The sequence below is a fragment of the Microcoleus sp. T3_B1 genome (genome assembly GCF_036700445.1).
Classification (GTDB): domain Bacteria; phylum Cyanobacteriota; class Cyanobacteriia; order Cyanobacteriales; family Microcoleaceae; genus Microcoleus.
In genome coordinates this window covers 37,927-53,980 of sequence record NZ_JAUBOX010000033.1, presented here as the reverse complement: position 1 = coordinate 53,980, position 16,054 = coordinate 37,927, and the positions used below count along the sequence as shown (strand labels likewise).

At 46.5% G+C, this 16,054-nt stretch carries 12 protein-coding genes and 1 tRNA gene; 5 read left to right on the top strand and 8 right to left on the bottom strand.

The genetic code is table 11. From position 1 onward, the window contains the following. Positions 1-81: 81 nt before the first annotated feature. The 6 genes from QT990_RS18820 to nadA all read right to left on the bottom strand — a co-directional run bounded on the left by QT990_RS18820 (position 82) and on the right by nadA (position 4,689). Positions 82-636: a hypothetical protein gene (locus tag QT990_RS18820; RefSeq protein ID WP_333465617.1), complete on the bottom strand. Its 555-nt coding sequence runs from the start codon at positions 634-636 to the stop codon at positions 82-84. A 337-nt stretch (positions 637-973) separates the two neighbouring features. Continuing rightward, entirely contained in the window at positions 974-1,090 is a 117-nt protein-coding gene (locus QT990_RS18815) for a photosystem I reaction center subunit VIII (protein ID WP_333042098.1), read from the bottom strand. A 57-nt stretch (positions 1,091-1,147) separates the two neighbouring features. Beyond that, positions 1,148-1,657: a photosystem I reaction center protein subunit XI gene (locus QT990_RS18810; protein ID WP_333081456.1), complete on the bottom strand. Its 510-nt coding sequence runs from the start codon at positions 1,655-1,657 to the stop codon at positions 1,148-1,150. 114 nt (positions 1,658-1,771) lie between these two features. Continuing rightward, positions 1,772-2,491, bottom strand: a complete 720-nt coding sequence (locus QT990_RS18805) for a TIGR04283 family arsenosugar biosynthesis glycosyltransferase (RefSeq protein ID WP_445305443.1) — start codon at positions 2,489-2,491, stop codon at positions 1,772-1,774. A gap of 410 nt (positions 2,492-2,901) precedes the next feature. Then, positions 2,902-3,519 (bottom strand): TIGR04282 family arsenosugar biosynthesis glycosyltransferase, encoded by a 618-nt coding sequence (locus tag QT990_RS18800; RefSeq protein ID WP_333307749.1) that lies wholly within the window; start codon positions 3,517-3,519, stop codon positions 2,902-2,904. A 201-nt stretch (positions 3,520-3,720) separates the two neighbouring features. Further along, positions 3,721-4,689 (bottom strand): quinolinate synthase NadA, encoded by a 969-nt coding sequence (gene nadA / locus QT990_RS18795; protein WP_333142654.1) that lies wholly within the window; start codon positions 4,687-4,689, stop codon positions 3,721-3,723. A 337-nt stretch (positions 4,690-5,026) separates the two neighbouring features. On the opposite strand from nadA, the gene QT990_RS18790 reads away from it, so the two are divergent. The 5 genes from QT990_RS18790 to QT990_RS18770 all read left to right on the top strand — a co-directional run bounded on the left by QT990_RS18790 (position 5,027) and on the right by QT990_RS18770 (position 14,706). Further along, entirely contained in the window at positions 5,027-6,541 is a 1,515-nt protein-coding gene (locus tag QT990_RS18790; protein WP_333142653.1) for a restriction endonuclease-related protein, read from the top strand. Further along, on the top strand, positions 6,531-9,944 hold the full coding sequence (locus QT990_RS18785) for a pPIWI_RE_Z domain-containing protein (protein WP_333142652.1): 3,414 nt from the start codon (positions 6,531-6,533) through the stop codon (positions 9,942-9,944). Before QT990_RS18790 ends, QT990_RS18785 begins: the two co-directional genes overlap by 11 nt. A 201-nt stretch (positions 9,945-10,145) precedes the next feature. Then, the gene (locus tag QT990_RS18780) at positions 10,146-13,376 is read left to right on the top strand and encodes an RNaseH domain-containing protein (protein ID WP_333142651.1); all 3,231 of its coding nucleotides are present in this window, start codon (positions 10,146-10,148) and stop codon (positions 13,374-13,376) included. A 291-nt stretch (positions 13,377-13,667) separates the two neighbouring features. Next, a complete protein-coding gene (locus tag QT990_RS18775) occupies positions 13,668-14,585 on the top strand; it encodes a TIGR04168 family protein (RefSeq protein ID WP_333465616.1) in 918 nt (305 codons plus the stop codon). Positions 14,586-14,619: 34 nt separating this feature from the next. Next, positions 14,620-14,706, top strand: a tRNA-Ser gene (locus QT990_RS18770). Positions 14,707-14,860: 154 nt separating this feature from the next. Here the strand turns inward: QT990_RS18770 and QT990_RS18765 are convergent. Then, complete coding sequence (locus QT990_RS18765; RefSeq protein WP_333308544.1) at positions 14,861-15,310, bottom strand: translation initiation factor; 450 nt, start codon at positions 15,308-15,310, stop codon at positions 14,861-14,863. A gap of 108 nt (positions 15,311-15,418) precedes the next feature. Further along, positions 15,419-15,922, bottom strand: a complete 504-nt coding sequence (locus tag QT990_RS18760) for a hypothetical protein (protein ID WP_333465615.1) — start codon at positions 15,920-15,922, stop codon at positions 15,419-15,421. Between the last annotated feature and the right edge of the window lie 132 nt (positions 15,923-16,054).

Here is a 16,054-nt window from a genome sequence, read left to right as displayed (position 1 = left end):
AACTTCAAACTCTCTTTGTGGCAAATTTAGTTTTGATAGCGCCCGACTCAAGTCTGGCGCGGAGTTTGACAAGAGACATTGCTACTTGACGCGGGCGAGGCCGCCGAGGTTAAATTTTGACAGCCAAGCTTCGCGATCGCTGGCGGTAAAAGAGGGATTGCGGGATTGAACTTTCACCTGATAGCGATTTGCTACTAAAACAGCGGTGATATTAGCACCCTGATTAATGGCGGGATAGCCGGCAATTTGCTTGGTACTTTGTTGGAATTTTGCACCGGCGTTGGGGTTGCCGGCGATGTCGTTAATCGAGAGCACCGCGACATTTTTACCGTCTTTGTTCAACTTAGCTTCAGCAAAACCGGATTTTTCTTGAGCAAAAACGCGATCGAATCCACCGCCAGAAGACGGGAAGTATTTATTTAACTTACCGCCTGCAACTGCCTTCTTGGGCAGGTTTTGATTACTAGCACTTGATTTATCAGCAGTTGTCTGCTGTGCTTTACCAGGTTTTTGGGTGCTTTCCTGCTGAGCTTTGTCCCAGCGTGATTCGGTTTGGGTTTGACCGCAGGCGGTCACTAACAGCAGTACCGAGATCAGGAATGGAGCTAAAATTCTGCGTGCGGGGGAAAATTGCATCGCTGTCTCCTCATTAGTAGGTTTCCATAACAATTGTGGCTCAGAATTTGGCAATTTGTGTTCCCCGATCGGATGATTTGTCTTCTTTGCAAAAAAATCCTCTACCTGCAGGCAGAGGATTTTTTTGCAATTACGAGTTTTGAAGGAAGAAAACTGAAAGATTGCTCCACAGATAAAGTCTGGGGATGGGGGTAAAGAAACTAAGTTTTCTGATCGCCAGCAATCTCAAAACAATTTTTGCTGATTTTCCCTAGATTTATCTAGAAATTTCAGAGCAATTGTTCGTCCATCGTCTTACTTGGGCTTTCCCACTTAGGTCTTACTTTAGGGGTAAGGATCAGGCGTCGCTTTCAATGTAGATAAACAACAAACCCATTACCACAACCGGCATCACCCAGGTAATTAGGGGAATCAAAATCCAAGGCAAGAAAGAGGCAGCGTAGGAACCTGTCATATCAAATTCTCCAAACTAAAGTTAGTGTGTTCCAACAGGGATATTTGGGAGTCGAGTCTAATTGTTGACTAAACCCCGGAAAATGGCATCAACGCCGTTAAAGTTTTCGAGTAAGAAGTAGGCAACAAAGACACCACCCATTCCACCAATGAAGAAACCACCGGTAAACTGGCTCCACCCTTCAGCATTTCTGAGGGCATCAGGGGTCATGGGATTAGCGCTAGGGTAGCTGGTGTTGTCTTGTTTGAAAGAGACTAAACCGTAAGCAGACATACCTAGTGTGCCAAGCAGAACTAAGACGAGGGCTGTATATAATCCTCCGAGATTAGCTGCTTCTGGATAATCCCGCAGGGGTCCGAAGACGATTTCGGGACCGACGAGGAAATAACCGTGTGCCAAACCAATTTCTAGGCCTCGAATTAGGGGCGAGAGTCCTTTGCGGTAGACGGGCAAGTTCCCAATGAATGCTTTTGTGAAATCAGAAGCACTGATGGGAGTTGCGAGATGACCCGTGAAGGGGTCGCCGTTAAAGGGTTTAATCAGCTCTGCATCTCTGGGATCGGCCATATTCTCTTTTTCCTCGCTGTGCGTAAAAGTTGAGGCGTTCAAGTCATATTTTACGCAGGGACGTGTTTCCTATTTGCATAATTGGCAGCGAGCTTTAGAAAAGTTCACTATTCTTTAGTTTTTGGAAGAATTTTTCTTTTGCCTCTTATACCAGAAAGCGAGTCGATCGGGCGACACTCCCAGGAAATAAGCGATAATTACTATTTGATTAATCGCGGTAGTTTTGATCACCCCAAGCTGCTGCCAGCGACGGGCGGATGTCAGCACTGGCTGGGGTACTATTTCAATGCGGCCTTGTTTTTTCAACCGCCGCACGAATTCAAAGTCTTCCATCAGGGGCAAGTCTGGAAAACCGCCGATTTTGTCAAAGGTAACTGCGTTGAGGAAAATGGCTTGATCGCCGTAGGGCATTTGCAGAAAGTTCGATCGCCAGTTTACCCCTGTTTCTACCAGCCGGAGGCTGAGCCTGCGGGCGTCAATCTTGAGTTCAAAGGCCCCCGCTACTGCCGACGGGTTAGCTAGTACCCGACGCGCGCAAGAGTCGTACCCGCGAGGCAAAAGAGTGTCTGCGTGGAGAAACAGCAGGATCTCTCCAGTAGCTGCGGTGGCACCTGCATTCATTTGGGTGGCGCGGCCTGGGGCGGTGCAGATAACTCGGACGCCCAAAGATTTTGCTATATCTGTAGTACCGTCGCTGCTGCCGCCGTCGGCGACAATTATTTCGACATTTTTGGCCTCAAGGGCGGTGGAGATGACTGAGGCAATTGTAGGTGCTTCGTTTAAGACTGGAACGATCAGGGAAATTTTGAGATTGGGATTTTCTGGCGACAACATACAGAATTAAGCAGCCCGTGAGAGAGAGCGGGTTTTGTACAAAGCTGATTTTGCCCATTTCTGACCCCGGGCTCGCCCCTACATTTTGCCTTAACGTGAGAGTTTGGTAAAAAACAAAGCTATTAGTTGCTCATTTTTTACACCTGGCCCGCGCCTACATTGGGCTTTCATCTGGCGGGGCGGGTTTTGTACAAAGCGGAGCTGTTTGTTGCTAATTTTGTTGGTAATTTTTTGCTTTTTCTCGCGCCTGGGACTATTGTCCCAAGCGCTGTCTAACTGCTACTGAGATTCAGCATTTGGTTAGACAAATACAATTACTATATTATGACGTTCTGGTTTCACAATCAAGTATTTTTCTCAAATTATATATGACAATTTCTAATAACTTAGAACTGTTAAATAGAGTTTAGTTATTTCAACATATTAATATCTAAACCGAGGAGATCTTCTGGTCGATCGATATCTGCAAGAGTGGGAAGATAAGCAATATTGAGATCGAGCTTTTGGGCGATCGCCCGCGTACAAGCCAATACTTGACTGGTTCCCCAGTGAATGCCACCGAACAATTCCGGTATCGATCGCCGCAGCCCGATCAGATAATAACCTCCGTCTTTTGCCGGGCCCAAAACTAAATCGTGCTGACTCAATTCCTCAAAAGCTTGTGCCATGATTTCTGCTTTCAAACCCGGACAATCAGTGCCGATAATTGCAGTTTTATCCACCCCTGAATTAAAAGAGTTTTGAAAAGCTGCTGTCATTCTTGCGCCCAAATCGCCGTCTATTTGATTTTGACAAATAATATCAGTTCCCAACCACTCTTGCATCAGTTGTTGGCTGCCGCCGGTTCGGTGAATTTCTACCGATAATTGGCGGAATTTTTGGAGAGAGAGCGCGCAGGCGATCGTCCGTTGGGCCATCAAGCGGTGAAGGTTGGCAGCGCCTGTTTTTCCCAGCACCGGAATTAGTCGAGTTTTGGTTGTTCCCGGTTCGGGATAGCGGGTGAAAACAATCAGTTTTTCTAAAATCATCGATTGTCCATAATTTTTAAAGAAATGACCTAATGCAGTGCTGGACGCACGCGGGGCTAAAAACCCGGTTTCTGTGGCGAGCATCCGCAATTTTTCGGAGAAACCGGTTTTTTCGCGTCCATGATTACTAATTTAATCCGTGGATTCAACCCATCCTAAAATACTGTCAACTGTCAACTGACAACTGTCAACTGTCAACCGTTAGCTCATTTCTAGCATTCGTTGGATCGGCTGCAAAGCTGCTAGTTGAATATCTAGGGGCATGGTAATTTCAGGGGTTTGATTTTTCATAGCTAGATACAATTTTTCCAAGGTATTTAATCTCATGTGCGGGCATTCGTTGCAAGCACAACTATTATTGTTGGGAGGAGCGGGGATGAAGCGTTTGTGCGGAGCTTGCTTTTGCATTTGGTGAATGATTCCCGGTTCAGTCGCGACAATAAAAGCTTGGCTGGAACTGGCTTGAGAATATTTGAGCAAAGCGGTGGTGGAGCCGATGTAATTGGCGTGGCGCAGCACGGGAGGTTCGCATTCTGGGTGGGCAATTATTTCGGCTTCGGGATTTTCGATTTTGAGTTGAACTATCTTTTTTTCTGAGAAGTTTTCGTGGACGATGCAGGCTCCTTGCCAGATTTCCATGTTTCTGCCGGTTTGTTCCATGACGTAGCGGCCGAGATTGCGATCGGGCCCAAAAATTATCGGCTGATTTTCGGGAATTTGGTTGACAATTTTAACCGCGTTAGAACTGGTGCAAATTATATCGCTCATTGCCTTAATTGCGGCGGTACAATTAATGTAGGAAATTACTAAATGTCCTGGTCGATCGGCTTTGAAAGCTGCAAAGGCTTCGGGAGGGCAACTGTCGGCGAGGGAACACCCAGCATTTAAGTCGGGCAACAATACTAATTTGTCGGGATTGAGAATTTTTGCGGTTTCAGCCATGAAATGAACTCCGGCAAAAACTATGACATCGGCGCTGGTGTTGGCGGCTTTGCGGGCAAGTTCTAGGGAGTCGCCAATGAAGTCTGCGATGTCTTGAATCTCGGAGTCTTGGTAATAGTGGGCGAGAATGACGGCGTTTAACTCTTGTTTGAGGGCGTTAATGGCTGCAAACAAGTCGTGGGGCAGTCGGGTTTGAGTAAAGTTCGGAGCAGGTGCGGTGGTAAACACAGTTAGAATATTCCGGGGAAGGTGCGGGCTGGACTCAAGTGTATTTTGAATTATAGTTGAATTCACCAAAAACGGTGGGCAGTTGGGCCAGAGGTAGAAAATTTGCCATAGGTTAACCGACTGACTGGCAATGGGAGCAAGATTTTGCGATCCAAGGGTGGACTCAGCTAAGTTTTTACCTGACTCTAATTAGACTGAAAGCTTTATCCCGCAAGATATTCACAGGTAAATGACTACCTTGAGCCACGAGTATTTTGAGTAGCCTCTATTGACATCCTTTATTTACATCGTTTACTGTAATCAGTATACGATGTAAAGTGGTTGGTTTTATACATCTATGTACTTTGAAGACGATCGCCAGTGGGAGGGAACTGCTGAGTTTCTGACAAAAGAACTAAAACGACGGATTGAGCAGCTTGGGCTATCTGTGGAACCACCAGCCTTACGAACTGTGCGATCGTGGAGATCCAAGCAACTCCTGTCACAGCCGAAAGGTCAAGAATTTCGGTTTCGGCAGATTTTAGAAGGACTGGCAACAGCACTTTTGCTCAAGAAAGGCTGGACACTGGCCGCGATCGCGCAAGTTTTACCCTCATTCCCCGACGCAACATTGGAGCAACAAATTCTTGCCGAGGCTGATCGTCAAGACCCAACCTGGTTGCCACAAATGCAAACAACGACATTGCCATTACCCACAGGACACGCCAGCACGATCGATCTGGCTGAAGATACTGTTATATTGCTGGCCCAGGGAATTCTGCGACAATACACAAGAATTCTCAATCGAGACATCGTTCGCCAAGACGATGATAGTATGCCATCGGAACTTTATCGGGCTATGTGCAAGTTGGGCAGGCTGTATATCGAATCCGGACAAAGCGATCGCGCCGCTTGCGTGCATACGGTTTTGGAACGTGCTAGATATCCCCTCAATAAGTGGGAATTAGATATTTTTTGTCACGCCGATTTTGACTCTGGTCAAGTAATTCTCATCGATCCAGACTTGCGAGTGCCAACCCCAGATTGTGCAGTAATTGCCAACAGTAAAGGCACTTTTGGCGAAGATAATATCATCGAACACCGCCTGTACCAACGGTTGCGCGACGCAACTGAACGATTGGGAATTCGCCGCCAGCACAAAGCTTATACGGCTTTGCGATCGCTATTTGGCCGCCGATCGCTCATCGGAGAACACCAACTCTTAGAGTATTTACGTGATAACGATTTAACCCCTTTACAGGGAATGATTGTTGACACCTTTTTTGATAGCGTGCCGGATGTCTGGTTAATTGACGGACACGCTCATCGCTGCGCGTATTGCGGTACGCTGATGCGCCCCTATCCCAATAAAGAACTTTTTCCCGATGGGCGATGTCCGATTCGCCAATGCCTCGGTCACAACTCCTCAACAGCAAAAGTTTCGGAGAAATTAGACCCAAACCAAGACCGATTGCTGATTGCCCAACCGCAAATTTTAACCTATTGGACTGGGCCGGCGATCGACGAATTAGCAATTTTTAAGGCTGCCATAAAAAACGGACTAGATGCCGAACTTTACCCAGAATCAGACCTATGCGATGTAGCAATTAACGGTCGCAATATTGGTATTGATGCTAAGTCATACACCAGTCCTGTCTCCCTTGCTTTGCGCCTCAACCGCACTGGCATCGGAGGGCTGATTCACTACCGCCGCCGCATCATTGCCGTCAGCGACCAATTAATTGAGGAGCGGCCCGATTACCTCTCTACTTTCCAGTCAGCGATCGATAAAAAAGGCGATCCTGCTACTCTCGAAATTCTGTCTGTTTCACAAGTCATACAGTTGTTAAAGAAAATCAAATATGAGAATTAAACCAGATTTCTGGACGGGAATAGATCGCATTTGCTGGCTGTGTGTCTTGATGGCAGAATTTATTGAGACTAATTCCCTAGAATATGCCCCTTTAACGATATCGGGAATGGCGAGTATCATCAATGCACCCGCGTTGACAAAAGCCCGCCAAGCCATTTTCAATATGCGCCTGATGTCGCTGGCTTACGTGACAGAACAGTCAGTGAAACACGCCGTTGCTATTTATAACGATCGCCACTACCGCAACAAAACTCAAGGAACCTATAAAATTAACTTAGAAACACTTCACTTTCAACGCACAGACCCCCTAGAAGACCCTTTAATTGCCCAAGCACGTCAAATTCTGGGCCAGCCTTTGGCACACCAATTTTACAGCGCCACCTTTGCCGATCCCCGCCAGCAAATGGCCGTTGCTTTAGGTGAAGAAACAACAGCCGCGAGAGTGCCAATTGGGCCGATCGCAGCCCCACTTGCGCCGCGCCGCACCCATTCCCTCGATCGCCTGCCGAAAGCAAAAATCCGCATTCCCCTTGCGGAACTGTACGAGTTAGCAGTTGAGATGGATGAACGCGAAGCAAATCACCCTGAAAAAAGACGGGGTAGCTGGGTACAACGGTTTGAACATTTTGCAATTAAAGTGCCAGAAATTGGTCAGGGTTTGCGGGAAGAAACAGTCATCGAATTAGAAGGCATCAAGCACTTAATTGGACTGCCTGGATCGGGCAAAACAACTTTGCTCGTATTGATAGCTGTATGGTTGGGAAAACGCGGTTATAAAGCGATGTTTGTGTTTCCCTCTATTGAAGTTGCCAGACAGTACATGGCAGAACTAGCATTTCACGAAATTAAAGTGGGAATGCTAGTCGGTCAAAGCGATGGAACTCGTCGCCGACACGCTAACAATATTGCCGAGGCGATCGCAGCATCAGGGGGAAATGGCGGCTTTGCCTATAGTTTGGAACAGGCAGAAGTTTTTGGCTTAAATTGCGTCTTACCTGCGTTTTCTACTGCTGATACTTCGATGTGGGGATTTGGTTATGCACCCTGCAAGGAAATTTTACAAAGCGGTGGCAAAAAAGGGCAAATGAAAAAGTATCTTTGTCCGGTTTGGACGATGTGCGGCCGCCACAAAGCACCCCGCGATTTGCTAGATGCCGATATTTGGGTCGGCCACGTTCTCTCAATGGATACTGAAGTACCACCCCATGCCATTCGCGATCGCATTCGTTATTTTGAATTAATTGCCCGGACATTTGATGTCGTAGTTTTTGACGAAGCAGATATGGTGCAATCAACTCTGGATGCTTACGGTGCGGCAACTTTAAAACTTTCAGGTGCGGCAGATTCTATCCATTTAGTCATTCAAGAACAAATTCACAATCGTTTTGCTCGCGGCGAAAATTATCGATTGTTCGATCGAGATGTAGAACTTTATAGCCGCGATCTAGCAGAATTTGGCAATCACAACACATCGTTAATTACTGCCGTTCAAAATATGCCCTCATCGCCAGTCGGCAAACGCTATGAGAATCAGTTATTAACCGTTCTGAGAATAGTCAGCGATTTGTTGGATGGCTTTGAGAAAACTTCTAAACGCGATCGCCTTGACGAAGATGAAGTCAAACAGGGATTTAGCAAAAGTCGAGCCTTGAAAGAATTCTGGGAAACGGCTGCTTACCATGCTTTTTACGATCGCACGGGCATTGAACCGCACGATCGGCTAAACATGGATCTGTGCGCTCAAAGGCTGGGAATAAACGCCGACACGCTCAAACAGCAATGGGAAACTCAAATTCTTTATTTTCGTCGTTATTTAGCGGAGAATCTGATCGAACGGCGCGATAAAATAGTCAAAAAAATTGCCGAATTGTTTTTGCCTTTGTGTTTTAAGGATGGCACTGCATCAGGCGAAGCTCAGGATACGATTACCTTACTTGTTTGCGTTACTTTCGTGATTTTAGGCTATCAGCGGATCGTACCGCAAACTAGAACAATGGTAGCAGAAGGACTGATTCGGGAACCGATTGTCGAATCAACGGCAACACCGGAACTGCGACAACTGATTCCTGAGAATATTTTGGGGTCTTTTTCGGGCGTGAAATACAGTTGTGAATCGGCACAAACTACTCGCTCTCAAGCCCGAAATGTGGAACTGTCTTATATTATTTTTGTGGGCGCGCCTCGGATGTTAATGCACCGTTTTCATCAGTTATTTGAGGCAGATGGCGAACTGACAGGGCCGGCAGTTTTAATGACTTCAGCTACCTCATTTCTCGAAGCAAGTCCTGCTTATCACATTAACTCTGGGCCGGATTATCTGCTGAAACCGCGGCAAACAGAACACGCTCCCAAAAAGAGCATTTACCGCTTCAAATGGCTGCCAGATCGCGAATCGCGCGATGAACCTCTCCGATATAGCGGTGCAGGCGAACTGCGAGATCGTAATTTAAAAAAAATGGTAGACGCGCTGGTGCAAGGAGGAACCAAGAAATCTGAAATTTACAAATCCATCCTCAACTTTGACGTGCAACATGGTATTTACCGCAAAGCTGCCTTAATTGTTAACAGCTATGAACAAGCTCGGAACGTTAAGAATTTTATCAACGATTACCATCCAGAAATCGGCAAAAGAACCAAAGCAGTTGTTAATTTTCTCAAAAACGGAGAGCAACCCACTGATTTCGTTACCACGGCTCAGTGCGAGGCTTTAGGAGATGATGAAACTTGCGATATTATCATTTTTCCGATGTTGGCAATTGGTAGAGGCGTAAATATTGTTTTCACCAAAGGAGATAGGCAACTCGATGCAGCCATTGGTACAATTTATTTCCTCACCCGTCCCCACCCCACGACTGACGATACGCAACTTTTGTACAGTCTAGCCGGAAAAGCTACCCAAGAATTTGACAGTCGAGTTTTTACTGAATCCGAAGACTTGCCAGCAATTTATAATACTTGGAAACAGTCCCGAAAACTACTCTGGAAAACGGCTAATCGGCTGTTACGCGAACCTCTCATGGCTAGCCGTTTGGGTGAAGATTTATTTAAACCGTTTACGGCAAATCAGATGGTTGGGATTTTGCAAACAATTGGGCGCGGGATGCGAAATGGATGTCCCGTACAAGTTTACTTTGTCGATGCAGCTTGGGCAATTAAATCTACTAAAAATGAACCTGACTCCGGGCGGGACAGTATGCTAGTTCAGATGCGAATTATTTTAGAAGAATGCGTCAAGCATCCCGATCCAGTGATTCGAGAAATTTATCAAGAACTTTACGGTGCATTTCTGGAGCCCCTGCGGCGCATTAATGGCATAGTTTACCCGGAAAGTTTACGCGATTCAGAAGGTTTGACAGAGGAAGAAGACGATTTTAATGATTTTTCGCCTTTATTGGAGATGTAAGCATGAACGACGAAATTTTGGACGAAATTGAATTCGATCGCGACGGCGAAGTAAAGCAGTCCTGGACGCACTCAGACCAAAGAAACCGGGTTTTTTACCGAATCTACGGGCTGTAACGAAATATTTTCGTAAAAAAACCCGGTTTCTGGCCCCCATGCGTCCAGGACTATAAAGGAAACCACTATTATTGGAGATGCAACCATGAACGACGACATTTTTGACGAAATCGAATCCGATGATGACGAAGAAACTGAAGCTACTGTGGTTTCAGACACTCTTTACATTCCTCTTGCGAATAAGAGTCTGAAAGAAATTACCCTAGCTTTTACCGTGCCAGATAATATCGAGCCAGTAACAGTCAAAGGCTTGACACTAGGTTGGACAAAATCTGCTTTACATGAGCTTTCAACTATCCAAAAAGCTGCTTGCAAGGGCGATTCAGCCATCAAAAATCTCCCTTATGCCTCGCTGCGAGGTTTGTTAGAAGTAGGACTTGACAGTGCCGCACGGATTCAGTCAAATGTAGGTTTGAGTAACTATTCGTTGAATTCTAAAAGTGTAAATGAGCCGGAACCATTTGCTTACTTAAATTCCGAAAGTACACAAGATATCCAGAAAGCGTTACGCCCAATTATCAACGAGTGGATAACAAATTTCCTAAAACCTTTTGCTGAAAAAGAAGATGGGCTAGTGGAAGTTATCGACCGTTTGGAAGATTTGCACGATCGAAAGGAGTTGTTAACAATTACTCCGTCTGAGTCTCAAGTTTTACCTTGGAAATGGAATCCAAATACAGGAACTACAAAACACAGCAACAATTATGATTATCGCGTGTTAGTCGATTATGCAGCTCGTGCGATCGCCGGAAAAGAGATTTTTCAGGGGCTAGGAACAATGAAGCGGGTTATTTCCAGCAGTGGTAGCCTCACAACTGGGATGGCAGAATTGATTACCGATCCCATTACTCTACCCGACACTACAGGAACATTCAGTCTGGTGGTACGCTTAGAAGTTGTAACCTATCCTTCTTTGCACCAGCCTTTATTGAAGATAGATGTTTCCAAACGCCGCTGGTTAAGTGGGTTACAACCTGCACGCTATAACTCAGCAAATATTAGCGGCTTTGTCTTTTCTGATGATTATAGCGATCGCACCTTTCGCTACACGGTGCTTTCCGATTCCGAAAAACCTGAGAAAAATCAACCCGACAAAAAGAAAAATTGGTTTTGGGCGATCGATAAAGATTTTGAAGCCTTGCGCGGCAAGCTAAAACTCCCGCTGAAAACCCCTAACGGTCAAAATATTGATGGTTCCCAAATTGCTTTGGGGAAAGCTTCAACGGATAGCTGTAAAGTAGTATTAACTTACCGCAACCGACTGCAAGAAGGAAAACACGGAATTGATGCTGGTGTACCGGAAATTGATAAATTAGAAGCTTTTGAGGCGATAGCCACAATTCTTGAACCTATCGGTTTTAAAGCTTTTGATAATTACTATCCTGTAAAATTTAAGAGAGGTGAAAGCCACAAATTAGATGATACAGCTTCACGCATGATTAATTTGCCTACTCTGTTAGGTGCTGCTTTAGAAGTTCTCGAAAAAGACGACTGCTATGATTTGACTCCCAAATATCTAGAAAGCTTTGAGGACAATGAGTTAAACAGCTTGCTCACTAAACACCTTGATACCAATTTAGATAATATTGCAAAAGGCAGAAAAGCCCTTAAATTGGTTTGTCAATTAAAAGAACTCAAGGCGATGATTCAGGCAAACCAGGAAGCTATGCGTCGGCTATATCCTAACGAAAGACTGTTGCTTGTTGTCTTTTACGAAGAACAATGCCAAACCGAAGTGAAACTGCTGCAAGCAATGATTCCAGTTCTCTGGGGTGATGCGATCGAACTCATGGCTAATCGTTTGCCAGCAAACACTCACGGGCCGAGAGAGTCATTGCCAGGTGCAAATTTGAAAGCGAAAGAGCGATCGCAAAACCGCATAAAAGCCTGGGAGTCGATCGTCCAACAACTTGCTTTACGCAAACAGCGAACTTTTTGCCTGGTAATGGCACGGGAATGGTATCCAGACAACAAACATGACGATTCGGTGAATAAACCCTCATCCCGTCAAGCACTGGCTAAAATCGCTGGTTCTTGCGTGCAGTTTCTGCTACCGATTGAAAAAAGTAAGGACAAAAATATTCTCAACCTCGATAATTTTTCCCATCGAGTGCAAGCGGCTCTAAAAGACTTACTTTGGGCTCATTCTGGCCGCATTGATGATGTCAAAGAAAAGGTTGACAAATGGCTAAAAGATACTCCTCAAGAAGCCAGACCAAAAGAAATTATTGGGATTACGATCGTCCGCAAACAGAAAGGTCGCACTCGCGGCTCTATTGAGAAGACATTTTTACCAGTTGCTATGCGTCTCAACGTGGAGACAGGCGAGTGCGAACTGTGCTGTGCTTATGATAGGAATAGTTTACAAATCAGTCCTTGGAGCAAGTTTTCTGATGCGATCGCCTTCATTTCCCAAATCTCCCCCGTGAAACTGGCTGACAAAGAAGATGTGCGTCGGAATCGTTTCATGGAATTTGTCAAGCAGATTATTTCCAATTCTGTAGAGGAGGGAAATCAACCATTAGTTACGATCGATTCTTCCAACTGCGTGAAACTTTGGTCTTGGCTTGCCGATTCTAAAATGAATGCAAATCAGATTAATTTTGAAACCCAGTCGGGAAGCCCCTTGCACGAACATATGGAGCAAGAATGGAAAGGCGCGCGGATAATTCGGATTCGCCAAGACCTCGCCCCTGGAATTATCGATAAAAAAGTCCGATATTTAACAGAAACTTCTCTGGAAGATACGCGGACAAAAAAAGAACTGACTTCAACCCTTGAAATTCCTTCAGCCTCTAGTGTAAAGGGATTATTTCGACTAAGCGCAACTAATCAAACGGGTTGTGTTGCTTATCTATCTGTACGAAATGAAAAACCAGGTAAATTACGCGGTCAAAGTTGCTATCGCTCAACAAAAATTAACGTAGGTGCCAAGAAAGCTGATGATTCTCAAGACAAACTTTTAAATAATGCTGATTTAAAAGTTGACGAAGCTGCCAAGAAATCTGATGAGTCCAAAGGCAAATTTTTAAATAAAGCTAAATTAAAAGTTGACCAAATCGCAAGCAAACCGCCGTTTTTGGGTCAGTGGACAACTCCCAATCCCCTTGAGATTGTTGTTACCTTGCGACAAGAAAATGACAATCCCGATCGCCTTGCTGCACTGGTTGAATCTCTGCGCTATGGTTTCGGTCACTACAGCGACTGGTCGAGCTTACCGGCCACCCTGTTCTTCGAGCGTGTCGTGCGAGATTACATCAGCGAATTTGCAATTGAAGATGAAGAAAGGTCGGGGGAACCTGATAGGGAGGAATAATTCAGTCTAGGGGTTCTGTCCCGACTCGCTTGAGTTTTATGGCGTTGGAGTCGGTGATTAACGGGCTTAACTTCAGGCCAATCGCTTCTCATGTCAAAGGGGGAGAGAATTTTTGCGCCCTGGAGTGAAAGATGAAGAAAGCTGAGCAAATCTCAAATCTCCAATCTCAAATCTCCAATTCCCTGGGAGAGGCTGCACTGTATAATTAGTGAAGGCTGGATTTGCCGAAAATTGGTAAGTTTAGTAGGAATTTTTAAGCGGTAAGGGATCGAACGAACGAACGCAAATCACATGAATGAGGCTAAATCTATCAAAATTGCGGTGGTTGGGGATGTTCACGATCGCTGGGAACCTGAAGACGGCGAGGCCCTGAAGCATCTGGGCGTTGATTTGGTGCTGTTTGTGGGGGATTTTGGCAATGAGTCGGTGGAGGTGGTGCGGGCGATCGCCCAATTGGACATTCCGAAAGCAGCGGTGTTTGGGAACCACGACGCTTGGTACACGGCGACAGAGTGGGGCCGCAGTCAGTGTCCTTACGATCGCACTCAAGAAAATTGGGTAAAACAGCAGTTAGATTTAATGGGAGAAGCTCACGTCGGTTACGGGAAACGGGATTTTCCAGAATTGGGCGTAACTGTGGTGGGAAGCCGCCCGTTTACTTGGGGGGGCTCGGAGTGGAAGTACGGAGATTTTTACTCGGAGTGGTTTGGGGTAGAGAGTTTTGAGGAGTCGGCGCGGCGCATAGCAGGGGCTGCGGCGGATGCCGATTGCGAAAATGTGATTTTTTTGGGTCACACGGGTCCGACGGGGCTAGGAGAGGCTCCTGAAGACCCCTGCGGGCGAGATTGGAAGCCGCTGGGAGGGGATTGGGGCGACCCGGATTTTGCGGAGGCGATCGATCGAACTCGGAGTTCTGGGAAGCAGATACCTCTGGTAACTTTTGGTCATATGCACCACAAACTGCGGCACACGAAGCAGGAGTTGCGGAAGTCGCTGGAGGTGAGTGCGGAGGGTACAGTTTATTTGAATGCGGCCAGCGTACCGCGAATTGTGGAGAGAGAGTGCTCGAAACTGCGGAATTTCTCGATCGTCCTGCTGGAAAATGGAGCAGTGTCGGAAGTGTCTCTGGTATGGGTAGGCGAAGATTTCGCGGTAGAAAGAGAACAAATTCTTTATCGGCGCACTGAATCTGCAGCTATTTGTAGTTAGAGACATTTGCTGGTATGATAAAATTTATGCGCCAGGAGAGGTGGCAGAGTGGTCGAATGCGCTCGGCTTGAAACCGAGTGTGGCAGTGATGTCACCGTGGGTTCAAATCCCACCCTCTCCGTTTAACAATTCTCTTGTCCGTTAAGGGTTTCAGATTCTCTCTCCCCTCAAGAGTTCGCTTTTGTGCTCATCTTTCGCTCACTCTTGGTATTTCGCAACAAAAAAACACCCCCGCAGGGGTGTTGCTTACCAGGTAAATTTTCTAGCCAACTGACTTAACTAAACCCTTCCTCATCCGCCGGGTCGCCGTAGGGGTCTTCGCTGGCCGGGCTCACATTGCCGAACATTCCAGCATCCGCTACGTAGTCTGCGGGGTCGCCGTAGGGGTCTTCGCTGGCCGGAGTCAGGTTGCCGAACTGTCCGTAGTCAGTACCGGCGTAGTCTGCGGGGTCGCCGTAGGGGTCTTGGCTGGCTGGAGTCAGGTTGCCGTACTCTCCAGAACCGGCGTAGTCTGCGGGGTCGCCGTAGGGGTCTTGGCTGGCTGGAGTCAGGTTGCCGTACTCTCCGTACTCAGCCGGGTCGCCATAGGGGTCTTGGCTGGCTGGAGTCACGTTGCCGTACTGTCCGGCATTGGAGGCATCTTGGTAATTGCCATCAGGATCGAGTTGCTCGCTGTCTGGCCCGACGATCGCATCTTTTAACTTCCGCAAAAATCCGTCTACCATGATAAAGTTCCTCTTTTTTATGTGTTGAAAAACGACTGTTTTAGATTGGGAATCCCAGATTTAATTGAAAGTCAGGGAACCTGCAATCTAAAATCTCAAATGCTTAGACTACTGTGCGGGAACAGGACTTGTAGCTTCCGGCAAGGTAGTAAGGTCTCGACCGGTATTTTGGTTGTTGTACCCCTGGAATTCGCGGTAACGCACTGCCTCGGACTCCGGAACTGTAATTCCTCCCGGCGGGGGCGTTACCCAGACCGCGCGATTCTGGGCATCGCGGTAGTAAACGCGACCGTTTTTGGAAAGGTAATGTTTTCCCTGGGGTCCCTTTTCTTGTTTATTTTTGTGCTGATTGTAGATGTAGTAAAGGGCGGCTGCTCCTGCTAAAGTAATCCCTACTTTTTGAGCATTGCTCAGTCCTTTTTTCGCTTGTGGGGAAGGAGTGGGGGCGCGATTAGTTTGCACTCCTCCAGCGCGAGTGTTGTCAACAGGAGGCGGGGGAGCGACACTTCGCTCGTCAGAACCGCAAGCACTCACAAAGGGAAAGGTCAGCAGCGTTGTCAGCAGCAGAGCCATGAAGCGCGATCTTTGGGGTTCGGGTTTGATTGTGTTCATTACCGCTCCGAATTGTCGGGATTATAGGTGGTGTGTTCTGGCGAGGTTGAGGAACCTGAGCTGCTGCCAACAGTTTTTAGATTAAATTAATTGTCTCAAAGCAATTTTAACCAAAGTAGTTGCTGAGAACTT